13 protein-coding genes are annotated in these 13,842 nt (G+C 75.3%); 8 read left to right on the top strand and 5 right to left on the bottom strand.

Going from position 1 to position 13,842, the window contains the following annotated elements; translation table 11 throughout:
* Window positions 1–153 precede the first annotated feature (153 nt).
* Entirely contained in the window at window positions 154–564 is a 411-nt protein-coding gene (locus ABRQ22_RS11235) for a VOC family protein (protein ID WP_253054684.1), read from the top strand.
* A gap of 6 nt (window positions 565–570) precedes the next feature.
* Here the strand turns inward: ABRQ22_RS11235 and ABRQ22_RS11230 are convergent, their stop codons facing one another.
* Window positions 571–1,491, bottom strand: a complete 921-nt coding sequence (locus ABRQ22_RS11230) for a LysR family transcriptional regulator (protein WP_353706786.1) — start codon at window positions 1,489–1,491, stop codon at window positions 571–573.
* 132 nt (window positions 1,492–1,623) lie between these two features.
* On the opposite strand from ABRQ22_RS11230, the gene ABRQ22_RS11225 reads away from it, so the two are divergent.
* The 6 genes from ABRQ22_RS11225 (at window position 1,624) to hutI (ending at window position 10,055) form a co-directional block, all read left to right on the top strand.
* Window positions 1,624–1,914 carry a hypothetical protein gene (locus ABRQ22_RS11225; RefSeq protein WP_205205596.1) on the top strand — a complete coding sequence of 97 codons (291 nt, stop codon included), beginning with the start codon at window positions 1,624–1,626 and terminating at the stop codon, window positions 1,912–1,914.
* Window positions 1,915–2,034: 120 nt separating this feature from the next.
* Entirely contained in the window at window positions 2,035–2,508 is a 474-nt protein-coding gene (locus ABRQ22_RS11220) for a nitroreductase family deazaflavin-dependent oxidoreductase (RefSeq protein WP_253054680.1), read from the top strand.
* Window positions 2,509–2,714: 206 nt separating this feature from the next.
* Window positions 2,715–5,099: an excinuclease ABC subunit UvrA gene (locus ABRQ22_RS11215; RefSeq protein ID WP_353706785.1), complete on the top strand. Its 2,385-nt coding sequence runs from the start codon at window positions 2,715–2,717 to the stop codon at window positions 5,097–5,099.
* A gap of 166 nt (window positions 5,100–5,265) precedes the next feature.
* Window positions 5,266–6,966 carry a histidine ammonia-lyase gene (gene hutH, locus ABRQ22_RS11210; protein ID WP_353706784.1) on the top strand — a complete coding sequence of 567 codons (1,701 nt, stop codon included), beginning with the start codon at window positions 5,266–5,268 and terminating at the stop codon, window positions 6,964–6,966.
* Between the two features lie 36 nt (window positions 6,967–7,002).
* Window positions 7,003–8,679, top strand: coding sequence for a urocanate hydratase (gene hutU, locus ABRQ22_RS11205; RefSeq protein ID WP_353706783.1), 1,677 nt, complete (start codon window positions 7,003–7,005; stop codon window positions 8,677–8,679).
* Entirely contained in the window at window positions 8,679–10,055 is a 1,377-nt protein-coding gene (gene hutI, locus ABRQ22_RS11200) for an imidazolonepropionase (RefSeq protein ID WP_353706782.1), read from the top strand. The genes hutU and hutI overlap by 1 nt, the downstream gene beginning before the upstream one ends.
* 33 nt (window positions 10,056–10,088) lie before the next feature.
* On the opposite strand, the gene ABRQ22_RS11195 is transcribed toward hutI, so the two are convergent.
* The 3 genes from ABRQ22_RS11195 to ABRQ22_RS11185 are packed head-to-tail and all read right to left on the bottom strand — an operon-like array spanning window position 10,089 to window position 12,239.
* On the bottom strand, window positions 10,089–11,135 hold the full coding sequence (locus tag ABRQ22_RS11195) for an arginase family protein (RefSeq protein WP_253054670.1): 1,047 nt from the start codon (window positions 11,133–11,135) through the stop codon (window positions 10,089–10,091).
* A gap of 40 nt (window positions 11,136–11,175) precedes the next feature.
* Window positions 11,176–11,553 (bottom strand): DUF1304 family protein, encoded by a 378-nt coding sequence (locus ABRQ22_RS11190; RefSeq protein WP_353706781.1) that lies wholly within the window; start codon window positions 11,551–11,553, stop codon window positions 11,176–11,178.
* Window positions 11,550–12,239 carry a maleylpyruvate isomerase family mycothiol-dependent enzyme gene (locus ABRQ22_RS11185; RefSeq protein WP_253054668.1) on the bottom strand — a complete coding sequence of 230 codons (690 nt, stop codon included), beginning with the start codon at window positions 12,237–12,239 and terminating at the stop codon, window positions 11,550–11,552. The genes ABRQ22_RS11190 and ABRQ22_RS11185 overlap by 4 nt, the downstream gene beginning before the upstream one ends.
* A 92-nt stretch (window positions 12,240–12,331) precedes the next feature.
* On the opposite strand from ABRQ22_RS11185, the gene ABRQ22_RS11180 reads away from it, so the two are divergent.
* Window positions 12,332–12,772 (top strand): MarR family transcriptional regulator, encoded by a 441-nt coding sequence (locus ABRQ22_RS11180; RefSeq protein ID WP_353706780.1) that lies wholly within the window; start codon window positions 12,332–12,334, stop codon window positions 12,770–12,772.
* A gap of 7 nt (window positions 12,773–12,779) precedes the next feature.
* On the opposite strand, the gene ABRQ22_RS11175 is transcribed toward ABRQ22_RS11180, so the two are convergent.
* A complete protein-coding gene (locus ABRQ22_RS11175; RefSeq protein ID WP_253054661.1) occupies window positions 12,780–13,679 on the bottom strand; it encodes a universal stress protein in 900 nt (299 codons plus the stop codon).
* Window positions 13,680–13,842: the final 163 nt, after the last annotated feature.

Raw genomic sequence — 13,842 nt, 5'->3', positions numbered from 1 at the left:
CGACCGACGCCGTCGAGGCGCTGCCGGACGGGAGCGCCGCCGTCCCCGGCGCGGAGCGGCTCGACGGGATGCCGGCGTGCGTCGCGCGCCGCGTCACGCGACCGGTCAGGAATCGAGAAGCGCGGGCCGGGTGACGCGCCTAGCGTCGATCCCATGAACCTCACCATCAACTCCAGCTTCCTGCCCCAGACCGACCCCGACGCGTCGCTGGCCTTCTACCGCGACGTCCTCGGCTTCGAGATCCGCAACGACGTCGGCTACGAGGGGATGCGGTGGATCACCGTGGGCCCGGCCGACCAGCCGGACACCGCCATCGTGCTGCACCCGCCGGCCGCGACGCCGGGCCTCAGCGACGACGACAAGCGCGCGCTCCTGGAGATCGTCGCGAAGGGCGCCTACTTCGGGGTGAACCTCGCGACGACCGACGTCGACGAGACGTTCGCGCGCATCGAGGCCGCGGGGGCGGAGGTCGTGCAGGAGCCGATCGACCAGCCCTACGGCGTGCGCGACTGCGCGTTCCGGGACCCGGCGGGCAACGAGATCCGCATCCAGCAGCGCCGCTGAGGGTCGTCAGACCCGGCCGCTCGACCCCGCAGCCGCGAGGTCGAGCGAGAGCGCGAGCGGACCGAGCTCAGCCGCGACCTGGGAGAACTCCGCGACCAGCGGCGGGATCGGACCGGCGCGCCGGACGAGGCCCCAGCGCAGCACGGGCTGCTCGTCGAGCGGCACGTAGGCGACGTCGGAGCGCTCGAGGTAGCGGATGCCCTGGGCGCACGCGACCGCGACGCCGTCGCCGGACATGACCCGCCACAGCACCTCCTCGCGCGTCGGGGTGGTGCCGCCGCGGTCGGGCTCGCTGCGGGGGACGGGGCTGACGGCGTCCTCCCAGTAGTCGGGGACGGGCAGCCCGGAGGGCAGGACGTTCTCGTCGGCCAGCTCGGCGACGGACACCGACGAGCGCGTGGCGAGCGGGTGCGTCCGCCCGACGGCGAGCACGATCGGCTCGGTGAAGGTCACCGGGCCGACCGCGAGGTCCTTCTCCTCGACGGGGAGCCACAGGAGCGCGACGTCGACCTCGCCGTCGCGCAGGAGGCGGAAGGGCTCGTCGAGGCGGACCTCGCGCATGCGCAGGTCGACGTGCGGGTTGCGGGCGCGGAACAGCGCCGTGACGGGGGCGATCTCCTGCCACAGGGGTCCCATGACGCCGAACGTCAGGGTCTCGCGCGCGGCCCGAGCGGTGCTCGCGGCGGACTCGACGCCCTCGAGGATGCGGCGGTACCCGGCCTCGAGGTCGGCCCGGAGCTGTTCCCCGAGGGGCGTGAGCGCGACGCGCCGGCTGGTCCGCTCGAAGAGCGGGGCGCCGATGCGGCGCTCCTGCTTGGCGATCGCCTGGCTCACCCGGGGCGCGGACACGTGCAGGCGCTCCGCAGTGCGCCCGAAGTGCAGCTCCTCGGCGAGCGTCAGGAAGATCTCGATGTCGCGCAGCTCCACCCGACGATCGTCGCGTTCGTTAACCCCGGGCGCAACCACCGTTGCCGGATCGGCCGTTGTTCGCCCGCGCGTGCGGCCCGAGCCTGGAAGGGCGCGGCGAGAGGCGCCGGGCGGGACGGAGAGGAGACGACCATGGCCGTCGTCAGGACGCACCGGTACACGGTGGAGACGGGCCGGCTGGCCCAGATGCTCGAGCAGCGCAGCGCGCTCATCCAGGGGCTGCGGGCGGCGAACCCCGCGTTCACCGCCGCCACGCTCGTCCGGCTCGAGGACGGGACGTACCTCGACATCTGGCGCTGGGACTCGGCCGCCGCGATGCAGACCGCGGCCCAGGCCGCGCGCGACGTCCCGCTCGTCGGGGCGACGCTCGGCCTCACGACGGACCACGAGGCGCTCGACGGCGAGGTGCTCGACGAGCGGTGAGGACCGCCGTCGGCCCCGGGCCACCCCCCGGGGGCGACGCAGCACCGACGACGCAGCACCACGACGCACCACGGACCGGCCCGACGGGCGGGGCCGACCACGAGGACGAAGGAGACGACGATGAGCACCGAAGGACGCACGACGAACGGCGCGGGGCGCGCCCCGGGCACGCCGGGACGGTTCTCGCGCTGGATGCAGCGCCGCTCGAACGCGCGGCTCGTCCGCAAGGTCCGGGGCGGCAAGGCCACGTTCATGGGCATGGACGTCCTCGTGCTGCACACCGTGGGCCGCCGCAGCGGGGCGCCGCGCGAGACGCCGCTCATGTGGCTGCCGGACGAGGGCGACGCCGTCCTCGTGGTCGCCTCGGGAGGCGGCAGCCGCAACCCGGACTGGCACGCGAACCTCGTGGCCCACCCCGGCGACGTCGCGATCGAGCTGCCCGGCAGGGCGCCCGTCCCCGCGGTGCCGCACGAGCTCGCGGGCGCGGACCGGGAGCGGGCGTGGCGGCGCGTCGCGACGGAGCAGCCGCGCATCGCGCGGTACCAGAGCAAGGCCGAGCGGCAGTACCCGCTCGTGCGGCTCACGCCGCGATGAGCGGCGCCCGCGTGGCCGGTCCTGACAGGGACGGCCGCGCGCCCGGCACCGGACGGTCGCGCGGCGCGGCAGGACGCGCGCCGGACCGACCGGTTCTCGGGCAGACTTTCACGGGGCTGCCGAGGTCGGACGGTCGGCGCCGTCGACCGGCCGGTCGACCGGATCGGCGGTGGCCGCGCGACGAGGCTCGACGACGAGGAGACACGATGAGCACGGCAACGACGACGGGAACGCAGACCGCGGCTCCGCGGGGCGCGGACGGGCACGACGTCATCCGGGTCCAGGGGGCACGGTCGAACAACCTGCAGGACGTGAGCGTCGAGATCCCCAAGCGGCGCCTCACGGTGTTCACGGGAGTCTCGGGGTCCGGCAAGAGCTCGCTCGTGTTCGACACGGTCGCGGCCGAGTCGCAGCGCCTCATCAACGAGACGTACCCGGCGTTCCTGCAGGGCTTCATGCCGACGCTGGACCGTCCCGACGTCGACGTGCTCGAGGGCCTCACGACGGCGATCGTCGTCGACCAGGAGCGCCTCGGCGCGAACCCGCGCTCCACGGTCGGGACGGTGACCGACGCGAACGCGATCCTGCGGGTCCTGTTCAGCCGGTTCGGGGAGCCGCAGATCGGCCCGCCGCCCGCGTTCTCCTTCAACGTCCCCGCGCGCAAGGCGAGCGGCATCATGACGTCGGCCACGGGCGAGAAGACGATCGTGCGCAACGCGATCTACCACGGCGGCATGTGCCCGCGGTGCGAGGGGCGCGGCTCGGTCTCCGACCTCGACCTCACGGAGATCTTCGACGACTCCAAGTCGCTGCGCGACGGCGCGATCAAGGTCCCGGGATACACCGCCGACGGGTGGATGGTGCGCGGGTTCGCCGAGTCGGGGTTCTTCCCGGGAGACCGGCCCATCCGCGAGTTCACCGACCAGCAGATGCAGGACTTCCTCTACAAGGAGCCCACCAAGATCAAGGCGATGGGGATCAACGTCACCTACGAGGGCCTGATCCCCAAGATCCAGAAGTCGATGTTCTCCAAGGACGTCGACTCGCTCCAGCCGCACGTCCGGGCGTTCGTCGAGCGCGCGGCGACGTTCGCGCCGTGCCCCGACTGCGGCGGCACGCGCCTGTCGGAGTCGGCGCGCTCGTCGAAGATCCGCGGCGTGAACATCGCCGAGCTGTGCGCGATGCAGATCACCGACCTCGCGGCCTGGATCAGGGACCTCGACGACCCGAACATGGCCCCCGTCGTCGACGCGCTCGGCGACAACCTCGCGTCGTTCGTCGAGCTCGGGCTGGGCTACCTCAGCCTCGACCGCCCCTCAGGGACGCTGTCCGGGGGCGAGTCGCAGCGCATCAAGATGCTGCGCCACCTCGGGTCGTCGCTCACCGACGTCACCTACGTCTTCGACGAGCCGACCATCGGCCTGCACCCGCACGACATCGACCGCATGAACGGCCTCCTGCTGCAGCTGCGCGACAAGGGCAACACGGTCCTCGTCGTCGAGCACAAGCCCGAGACGATCGTCATCGCCGACCACGTCGTCGACCTCGGCCCGGGCGCGGGCACGGCCGGCGGGCACGTGACGTTCGAGGGCACGGTCGAGGGGCTGCGCGCGAGCGACACCGTGACCGGCCGCCACCTCGACGACCGGGCGACGCTCAAGGACGAGGTGCGCTCGCCGTCGGGCGCGCTGGAGATCCGTGGCGCGGACGCGCACAACCTGCAGGACGTGGACGTCGACATCCCGCTCGGGGTGCTCGTCGTCCTGACCGGGGTGGCCGGGTCGGGCAAGAGCTCGCTCGTCGAGGGGTCGGTGTCGCGGCGCGAGGGCGTCGTGACCATCGACCAGAGCGCGGTCAAGGGCTCGCGCCGCAGCAACCCCGCGACGTACACCGGGCTCCTGGAGCCGATCCGCAAGGCGTTCGCGAAGGCCAACGGCGTCAAGCCCGCCCTGTTCAGCGCGAACTCCGAGGGCGCGTGCCCCGAGTGCAAGGGCGCGGGCGTGATCTACACCGAGCTCGGCTTCATGGAGACCGTCTCGACCCCCTGCGAGGACTGCGGCGGGCGCCGCTTCCAGGCCGCGGTGCTCGACTACACGCTGGGCGGGCTCAACATCGCCGACGTGCTCGACCTCCCGGTCGCGAAGGCCCGCGAGTTCTTCTCGTCCGGCGAGGCCAAGGTCCCGGCGGCGAAGGCGATCCTCGAGCGGCTCGACGACGTCGGCCTCGGGTACGTGAGCCTCGGCCAGCCGCTCACGACGCTGTCCGGCGGCGAGCGTCAGCGCCTCAAGCTCGCGACGCACCTGGGCGACAAGGGCGGCGTCATCGTCCTCGACGAGCCGACGACGGGCCTGCACCTCGCCGACGTGCAGAACCTCCTCGGCCTGCTCGACCGGATCGTCGACTCGGGCAAGTCGGTCATCGTCATCGAGCACCACCAGGCGGTCATGGCGCACGCGGACTGGATCATCGACCTCGGCCCGGGCGCCGGCCACGACGGCGGCCGCGTCGTCTTCGAGGGCACCCCGGCCGCCCTCGTTGCGGCGAGGTCCACCCTCACGGCCGAGCACCTCGCGGCCTACGTCGGAGCCTGACCCGCCGAACACGACATGGGGGTCGTCATCCGCGCGATAACGACCCCCATGTCGTGCTCGACGGCGGGTGGGGGCGTGGTCGGCTCCTGGCGGTGAGTCTGGGATCCCAGACGGAACCTGTCGTGACGGGCCCGCGGGGCGCCGGGGCGCGGTGTGTGCTGGGGGCATGGCAGCGACGACGCACTCCCCGGCCGTCCCCGACCGCTCCGGCGCGGGCGCGCCCGGCTCCGTCGGGCCCGGCCCGACGGCGGCCCTCACGGCAGGCCCGACGGCGGGCCTCGCTCCCGACCCGGCCCGCGCCGCGCGCGTGGTCGTCGTGGGCGACGGCCCGCTGACGATCGACGACGTGGTCGACGTCGCGCGGCACGGCGCGCGCGTCCGGCTCGCGGACGCGGCGGTCGAGGCGATGGCGGCGAGCCGCGCCGTCGTGGAGGGGCTCGCGGACGACGACCGCCCGCACTACGGCGTGTCGACCGGGTTCGGTGCGCTCGCGCGGCGGCACATCCCCGTCGAGCGGCGCGCGCAGCTCCAGCTCAGCCTGGTGCGCTCCCACGCCGCAGGGTCGGGGCCGGAGGTCGAGCGCGAGGTCGTGCGGGCGCTGCAGCTCCTGCGGCTCGCGACCCTGGCGACCGGGCGGACCGGGGCGCGCCCCGTCGTCGCGCAGACGTATGCCGCGATGCTCGACGCCGGGATCACCCCGGTGGTGCGGGAGTTCGGCTCGCTCGGCTGCTCGGGCGACCTCGCACCGCTCGCGCACGTGGCGCTCGCCGCGCTCGGCGAGGGCGAGGTCCGGGACGCGACAGGGGCCCTCGTGCCCGCTGCCGACGCGCTCGCCGCGGCCGGGATCGCGCCGCTCGCGCTGCGCGAGAAGGAGGGCCTCGCGCTCATCAACGGCACGGACGGCATGCTCGGCATGCTCGCGCTCGCGCTGCACGACCTGCGGTCCCTGCTCACGACGGCCGACGTCGCGGCGGCGGCGAGCGTCGAGGCGCTGCTCGGCTCGGATGCCCCGTTCGCGGCCGACCTCGTGGCGATGCGACCGCACCCCGGCCAGGCGGCGTCGGCCGCGAACCTGCGCGCGCTGCTCGACGGTTCGCCCGTCGTGGCGAGCCACCGCACGCTCGACGCCGACGGCAGGCCCGAGTGCACCCGGGTGCAGGACGCGTACTCGCTGCGGTGCGCGCCCCAGGTGCACGGCGCCGCACGCGACACGCTCGACCACGCGGCCGCCGTCGCGCGCCGGGAGCTCGCGGCGGCGATCGACAACCCGGTCGTCACCGTGGACGGGCGCGTCGAGTCGAACGGGAACTTCCACGGCGCGCCGGTCGCGTACGTGCTCGACTTCCTCGCGATCGTCGCGGCCGACGTCGCGAGCATGAGCGAGCGCCGCACCGACCGGTTCCTCGACAAGGCCCGCAACGAGGGTCTGCCGCCGTTCCTCGCCGACGACCCGGGCGTCGACTCCGGCCTGATGATCGCGCAGTACACGGCGGCGGGGATCGTCTCGGAGCTCAAGCGGCTCGCGGTGCCGTCGAGCGTCGACTCGATCCCGTCGTCGGCCATGCAGGAGGACCACGTGTCCATGGGCTGGGCGGGGGCGCGCACGCTCCGCCGCGCCGTCGACGGGCTGGGCCGCGTCCTGGCGATCGAGCTGCTCACCGCGACGCGCGCGCTCGACCTCCGCTGCGGCGGCGGGTCGCTGCACCCCGCGCGGGGGACCGGTGCCGTGCGAGACCTCGTGCGGACCGTCGTCGACGGTCCCGGACCGGACCGTTACCTGTCGCCCGACATCGAGGCCGTGACGCGCCTCGTCACGAGCGGTGCCGTGGTCGTGGCGGCGAGCGCCGCCGTCGGGCACCTGGCCTGACCTCCCGCCCGCCCGACCCCGAAGGAGCGAGACGACATGACCCACGAGCCGACCCACCGACTCGGCACCCCCGTCCCCGTCCGCGCCCCGCGCGGCACGACCCTCACCGCGCGGTCGTGGCAGACCGAGGCGCCGCTGCGGATGCTCATGAACAACCTCGACCCCGAGGTCGGGGAGCGGCCCGACGACCTCGTCGTCTACGGCGGCACCGGCCGCGCGGCGCGCGACTGGCCGAGCTACCACGCGATCGTCCGCACGCTCACGACGCTCGCGGACGACGAGACGCTCCTCGTGCAGTCGGGCAAGCCGGTCGGGGTGCTGCGGACGCACGAGTGGGCGCCGCGCGTGCTGCTCGCGAACAGCAACCTCGTGGGGGACTGGGCGACGTGGCCCGAGTTCCGGCGGCTCGAGGCGATGGGCCTGACGATGTACGGGCAGATGACCGCGGGGTCGTGGATCTACATCGGCGCGCAGGGCATCCTCCAGGGCACGTACGAGACGCTCGCCGCGGTCGCCGCGAAGCGGTTCGGAGGGACCCTCGCCGGGACGCTCACGCTCACCGGCGGGTGCGGCGGCATGGGCGGCGCGCAGCCGCTCGCGGTGACGCTCAACGGCGGCGCGTGCCTCGTGGTCGACGTCGACCGGTCGCGCCTCGACCGGCGCGTGCGCGAGCGGTACCTCGACGTGGTCGCCGACGACCTCGACGCCGCGGTCCGGCTCGTCGAGGACGCGCGGCGCGAGCGTCGGGCGCTGTCGGTCGGGGTCGAGGGGAACAGCGCGACGGTCGTGCCGGAGCTGCTGCGGCGCGGGGTCGAGGTCGACGTCGTCACGGACCAGACGTCGGCGCACGACCCGCTCTCGTACCTCCCGCTCGGGGTGCCGGTCGAGGAGTGGGCGGACTACGCGGCGGCCAAGCCCGACGAGTTCACGGACCGCGCGCGCGAGTCCATGGCGCGGCACGTCGAGGGGATGGTCGGCTTTCTCGACGCGGGCGCCGAGGTGTTCGACTACGGCAACTCGATCCGCGACGAGGCGCGTCGCGGCGGGTACGACCGGGCGTTCGCCTTCCCGGGGTTCGTGCCGGCGTACATCCGGCCGCTGTTCGCGCAGGGCAAGGGCCCGTTCCGGTGGGCCGCGCTCTCGGGCGACCCGCGCGACATCGCCGCGACCGACGCCGCCGTGCTCGACCTGTTCGACGACGACCACCTCCACCGCTGGATCCGCGCCGCCCAGGAGCGGGTCGCGTTCCAGGGCCTGCCCGCGCGCATCTGCTGGCTGGGGCACGGCGAGCGCGACCGCGCGGGGCTGGCGTTCAACGACCTCGTCGCGTCGGGCGCGGTGCGCGCGCCCGTCGTCATCGGCCGCGACCACCTCGACGCCGGGTCCGTCGCGTCGCCGTACCGCGAGACCGAGGCCATGGCCGACGGCTCCGACGCGATCGCCGACTGGCCGCTGCTCAACGCGCTCACGGCCGCGTCGTCGGGCGCGACGTGGGTGTCGATCCACCACGGCGGCGGTGTCGGGATGGGTCGCTCGATCCACGCCGGCCAGGTGTCCGTCGCCGACGGCACGCCGCTCGCCGCGGCCAAGCTCGCACGCGTGCTGTCCAACGACCCGGGCCTCGGCGTGCTGCGCCACGTCGACGCGGGCTACGACGACGCGGTGGCCACGGCCGAGCGGAACGGCCTCCGCATCCCGACGCGGGAGTCCTGATGGGTCACCCCACGGTGCCGAACCCGGGATCGTTCCTCACGGACGGCCGATCCTGGGGAGAGACCCCGGGTTCGGCGTCGTCGGGGTGGACCGTCGGCCCCGCCTCGGCGGGCGGGTCGACGCTCCTCGTCGGGATCGGGGAGCTGACGACCAACGCGCCCGGCGGGTCGGGGACGCGCGCGGGCGACCCGACCGGGGTGGTGGCGGACGCCGTCGTGCTGCTCGACGGCGGCCGGGTCGCCTGGGCAGGTCCCGCCCGCGAGGCGCGGGACGCCGTCGGGCGCGCGCTGGGCGGCCGCGAGCCCGACGTCACCGTCGACGCGGGCGGGCGTGCCGTGCTCCCGGGGTTCGTCGACTCGCACACGCACCTCGTGTTCGCGGGCGACCGCGCCGCCGAGTTCGAGGCGCGCATGGCCGGGCGCCCGTACGAGGCGGGCGGCATCCGCTCCACCGTCGCGGCGACGCGCGCCGCGTCCGACGACGACCTGCGGGCAGGCCTCGCGCGGCACCTCGACGAGGCGGCCCGGCAGGGTACGACCACGGTCGAGGTGAAGAGCGGCTACGGCCTCACGGTCGCCGACGAGGAGCGGTCCGTGCGGCTCGCGCGCGAGGTCACGCCGGAGGTCACGTTCCTCGGGGCGCACGTCGTGCCGCCCGAGTACGCGGGTCGGGCCGACGCGTACGTCGACCTCGTGTGCGGCGACATGCTCGCCGCGTGCGCCCCGCACGCGCGGTGGGTCGACGTGTTCTGCGAGACCGGCGCGTTCACGGCCGAGCAGTCGCGCCGCGTTCTGGAGGCCGGGGCCGCGGCGGGCCTCGGCGTGCGCGTGCACGCGAGCCAGCTCGGGCCGGGGGAGGGGGTCCGCCTCGCCGTCGCGCTCGGCGCCGCCGCGGTGGACCACTGCACCTACCTCACCGACGACGACGTCGCGGCGCTCGCGGGCTCGTGGACCAGCGGCGGGACGCGGGCGGGCGGGCCGTCGGGAGCGGTCGCCGGGACCGTGGCGACCCTGCTCCCCGGCGTGGAGTTCTCGACGCGCCAGCCCTACCCCGACGCGCGACGCCTCCTCGACGCGGGCGCCGTCGTCGCGCTCGCGAGCGACTGCAACCCCGGGTCGAGCTACACGTCGTCCATGCCGCTGTGCGTCGCGCTCGCGGTCCGCGAGATGCGCATGACCGTCGCCGAGGCCGTCTGGTCCGCGACCGCGGGAGGCGCGCTCGCGCTGCGACGGGACGACGTCGGGCACCTCGCCCCCGGCGCCCGGGCCGACGTCGTGCTGCTCGACGCCCCGAGCCGCACCCACCTCGCCTACCGCCCCGGCGTCCCGCTGGTCGCCGCGGTCTGGCAGAACGGCGTCCGCCTCCCGCCGAGATAGAGCCTCCGGTCACGAGATAGAGCTCGCCGCGTTCTACGTCGCGACCGGACGCTCTACCTCGCGTCGGGCGAGGCCTGCGGCGAGCTCGAGGACGCAGAGGGCGGCGAGGCGGACGGTGCGGCCGTCGGCGGAGTCGGCGGTGGCGTCGACCTCGACGACGTCGGCGGAGCGGAGACGCTCGTCGACCGCCGCGGCGCGGACGAGGGCGCGCAGCTCCCACGCCGCGATGCCGCCCGGGACGCTCGCGGGGCAGCCGGGCGCGACGGCGCGGTCGCACACGTCGACGTCGACGTCGAGGTGCACCGGCCCGCCCGCGGCGCCGGCGACCTCCATGGCCGCACGCATGACGTCCTCGGGGCCGCGGCGGCGCAGCTCGTCGACGTGCACGACCGTGATCCCGAGGTCGGCCGCGCGGCGCGCGTACTCGGCCGAGTTGGCGAAGTCGGCGATCCCGACCTGCACGACCCGGCGCGGGTCGAGGCCGGCCTCGACCAGCCGCCGCACGGGCGACCCGTTCGACACGCCGTCGCGCAGGTCGTGGTGGGCGTCGAGCGTCACGAGGCCCGCGGTGGCGAGGTCGTCGCCCCAGGCGCCGAGCGCCGTCGCGACGGTCACGGAGTTGTCGCCGCCGAGCGCGACGAGCAGGCGCGCGCGCTCCAGGGCGGCGCCGACCGTCGCGCGCGTCCGCGCCTCGCCGTCCGCGCCGTCCGGCTCGTCGACGTCGCCGAGGTCCGCGAAGGCGAAGTCCGCGAGGTCGACGGGCACGGCGCGGCCCGACGTCGCTCCCCGCCCGGTCCCGGAGGACCTCGTCGCGTCCGACGCGCTCGCGACGGCGGGCCGCACGCGGGCGGAGGGCCCGCCGTCGGGCAGGGGGCGGTCGGCGACGAGGGCGGGGCTGAAGCGGCGCAGCGCGTCGCGGACGGCGGCGGGCGTCGCGTGCGCGCCGGTGGGGGAGAGCGACGTGCGCCAGGCCGGGACGCCGAGGATCGCGACGTCGACGTCGTCCTGGCCGAGCGGCGGCCAGCCGCCCGCCCGGGGCCAGGACGGGTCGTGGGACAAGGGCTGCGCGGCGCTGCTCACGCCTCGACCGTAGCAACGCGCGTCGCCGGCCGAGGGTCCGTCAGGACGAGAGGGTCGCGAGGAGCGTCGCGAGCCCCAGCCCGGACTGCCCCAGGGTCCCGGTCCACAGGCGGTGGTCGGAGATCCACAGCACGACCCCGCCGAGCGTCATGAAGCCCGCGGTGTACAGGACGAGGGTCCGGCCCTCGTCCACGAGACCGTTCGCCGCGAGCACGACGCCGAGCACCGTGCCGGCGCCGAGGAACATGTTGTAGAACGCGACGTTGAACGCCCACAGGGTGACCTCGCGCGGCGAGGACCGGGTGCGCAGCAGGAACTGCTGGGCCCAGGGGCGGTGGAAGAAGAAGGCCTCGACGACCCCGACGCCGACGTGCAGCACGCCGGCGGCGACGGCGAGGACCTGGGCGAGCGTGCTCATGGGAGCTCCTCCCGGTCGTGCGACCCGAACGAGCGGGCGAGGCGGCGTGCCCCGTCACCGTCCAGGTGGGCGAGGGCCGCGGGTCGCCCGGTGAGCAGCAGGAGCAGGGCCGTCATGGACCCGGTCACCTGCTGGCCCTCGCCGCGCTGCCAGGGCACGTCGGCGGCGACGAGGCGGAACCCGGCGAGCCGTCGTCGGGCGTGGAAGGGGAACGAGACGGCCCACACGCGCTCGGCTGCCTCGCGGGCGGCGACGGGCGGGGCGGGGACCTCGATGCCGAGCGCGACGGCGACGTCCTGGGTGTGGACGAGGGCGTCGACGAGCGCGACGTGCGGGTTCGTCCCCGGCGCGAGGCGGCGCGACCCGACGGCCGCACGCAGGGCGTCGAGGATCTCCTCGCGCGGGCGCGTCCCTGCCTCGCGCGTGAGGAGGTCCATCATCCCGTCGAAGCTCGTGCGGCCCCGGAGGAGCGCCCGGGCGAGACCGCGGGCGAGCGCCGCGCGCGAGGAGGTGGGGGCGAGGGTGAGGTGCGCGGCGACGTCGTGCACGCGCCACCCCGCGCACAGGCTGGGGCGCTCCCAGTCGGCAGGACCGAGCCCGCCGACGAGCTCCACGAAGGTGGTCCGCGCGGCCGTGACGGCCGCCCACACGCCGTCCTCCGTCATCCAGTAGTCAGGTGCACTCATCGGAGCGCCTCCAGAACTGATACGATGATCTGACTACTTTAGTCAGTCGCACTGACGATGGTCAACCCCCCCGACAACCCGACGGAGGCACCGTGAGCGAGCAGGACGAGCTCAACACCGGGCTGCTCCTGTTCATCCCGTACCGCGCGCTCGAGCTCCGGGTGTACACCGCGGTCCGCGAGGCGGGCTTCGACGACGCGACGCCTGCGCAGCTCCGGGTGTTCCAGCGGATCGGGCCGGACGGCACGCGCCTCACCGAGCTCGCGGAGGCGGCCGAGATCACCAAGCAGACGGCGGGGTTCCTCGTCGACCAGCTCGAGGCCGCCGGCTACGTGGAGCGGGTCCCCGACCCCGCCGACGGTCGGGCGCGCCTCGTGCGCGTCGCGCCGCGCGGGGAGGCGGCCTCGCGCGTCGCCGCGGCGGAGCTGGCCCGCGTCGAGGCGGAGTGGACCGCGCACCTCGGGGTGCGCGGCATGGCGTCGCTGCGGCGCCAGCTCGCGCGCCTGCGCGAGATCACCGACCCCTGGGCCTGACGGCGGGTCAGCCCTTGCTCGCGTGCACGACCGCGACCGGGTGCGTCGCGTGGTGCAGCACCTGCTGGCTCACGGAGCCGAGGACCATGCCGCGCAGGTCGCCGCGGCCGCGCGAGCCGACGACGGTCAGCGCGGCCCCCGCCGCGGCCTCCCGGATCGCGACGGACGGCTCGCGGTCCACGACGAACGTCTCGACGAGGACGTCGTCGTGGTCGGCGGTCCGCACGCGCGCGAGCGCGGCCTCGACGGTGCGCGACGCCTCGGCGCGCGCGTCGCGCTCGGCCGACGTGTAGAACGACGGGTTCTCCTCCCACAGCGGCCCCACGGGCAGCCGCCACGCGCACACCGCGACGACGCGCGACCGGGTGCGGGCGGCCTCGTCGAGCGCGAACCGCAGCGCGGCGTCGCCGTGCACGGACCCGTCGACGCCGACCACGACGTCCGTCGTCCGCTCGCTCCGCTCCACGACGGGCGGCACGACGACGACGGGCACGGGCGAGCGTGCGGCGAGCCGCGTCCCGACGGACCCGAAGAACATGGAGCCGACCGAGCCGAGGCCGCGCGACCCCACGACGACGAGGTCGGCGTCCTTGGCCTCGTCCAGGAGCGCCTCCGCGGGCGGGCCGGAGCGCAGCGTGGTGCGGACGGGGACCGTGGGGTCGACGTGCGCGGCGCGCTCCGCGGCGGCCGACAGGATGGGCCCGGCGATCTCGCCGAGCTCCTCGACGCTCGGGTAGTACGCGCCCCCGACGAACGGCGTCGCGACCACCGGCACGTAGGCGACGTGCAGCACGCGCAGCTGCGCGCCGCGGCGGGCCGCCTCGCGCACGGCCCAGTCCAGCGCCTTGCCGCTCGTCGCGCTGCCGTCCACCCCGACCAGCACGACCTGCTGCGTCGATCCGCTCACGGTTCCCACCTCGGTCCCTCGTCCCCTTCGCGGCGGGTCGTGCCCGCCGCCTGCACACCTCCTGGATACCCCCCGAGCCCGGGCGTGCGCACCCTGCGACCGCCCTCGCGCGCGAGGACCCACGGCTCGAGGTGGTGGGACGAAGGTCCCGCACCTGCGGCGT

Origin of the sequence: Cellulosimicrobium sp. ES-005, from assembly GCF_040448685.1 — a bacterium.
Classification (GTDB): Bacteria; Actinomycetota; Actinomycetes; order Actinomycetales; family Cellulomonadaceae; genus Cellulosimicrobium; species Cellulosimicrobium cellulans_G.
Note: the sequence above shows the minus strand (reverse complement) of the source record. Positions and strands in the feature narration are given on the sequence as shown.

Excerpts from the sequence above, each read along its gene's own strand:
- ABRQ22_RS11235 (WP_253054684.1), top strand. The coding sequence starts at position 154 with ATGAACCTCACCATCAACTCCAGCTTCCTGCCCCAGACCGACCCCGAC.
- ABRQ22_RS11185 (WP_253054668.1), bottom strand. The coding sequence starts at position 12,239 with ATGAGTGCACCTGACTACTGGATGACGGAGGACGGCGTGTGGGCGGCC.
- hutI (WP_353706782.1), top strand. The coding sequence starts at position 8,679 with ATGGGTCACCCCACGGTGCCGAACCCGGGATCGTTCCTCACGGACGGC.
- ABRQ22_RS11215 (WP_353706785.1), top strand. The coding sequence starts at position 2,715 with ATGAGCACGGCAACGACGACGGGAACGCAGACCGCGGCTCCGCGGGGC.
- hutU (WP_353706783.1), top strand. The coding sequence starts at position 7,003 with ATGACCCACGAGCCGACCCACCGACTCGGCACCCCCGTCCCCGTCCGC.
- hutH (WP_353706784.1), top strand. The coding sequence starts at position 5,266 with ATGGCAGCGACGACGCACTCCCCGGCCGTCCCCGACCGCTCCGGCGCG.
- ABRQ22_RS11190 (WP_353706781.1), bottom strand. The coding sequence starts at position 11,553 with ATGAGCACGCTCGCCCAGGTCCTCGCCGTCGCCGCCGGCGTGCTGCAC.
- ABRQ22_RS11225 (WP_205205596.1), top strand. The coding sequence starts at position 1,624 with ATGGCCGTCGTCAGGACGCACCGGTACACGGTGGAGACGGGCCGGCTG.
- ABRQ22_RS11220 (WP_253054680.1), top strand. The coding sequence starts at position 2,035 with ATGAGCACCGAAGGACGCACGACGAACGGCGCGGGGCGCGCCCCGGGC.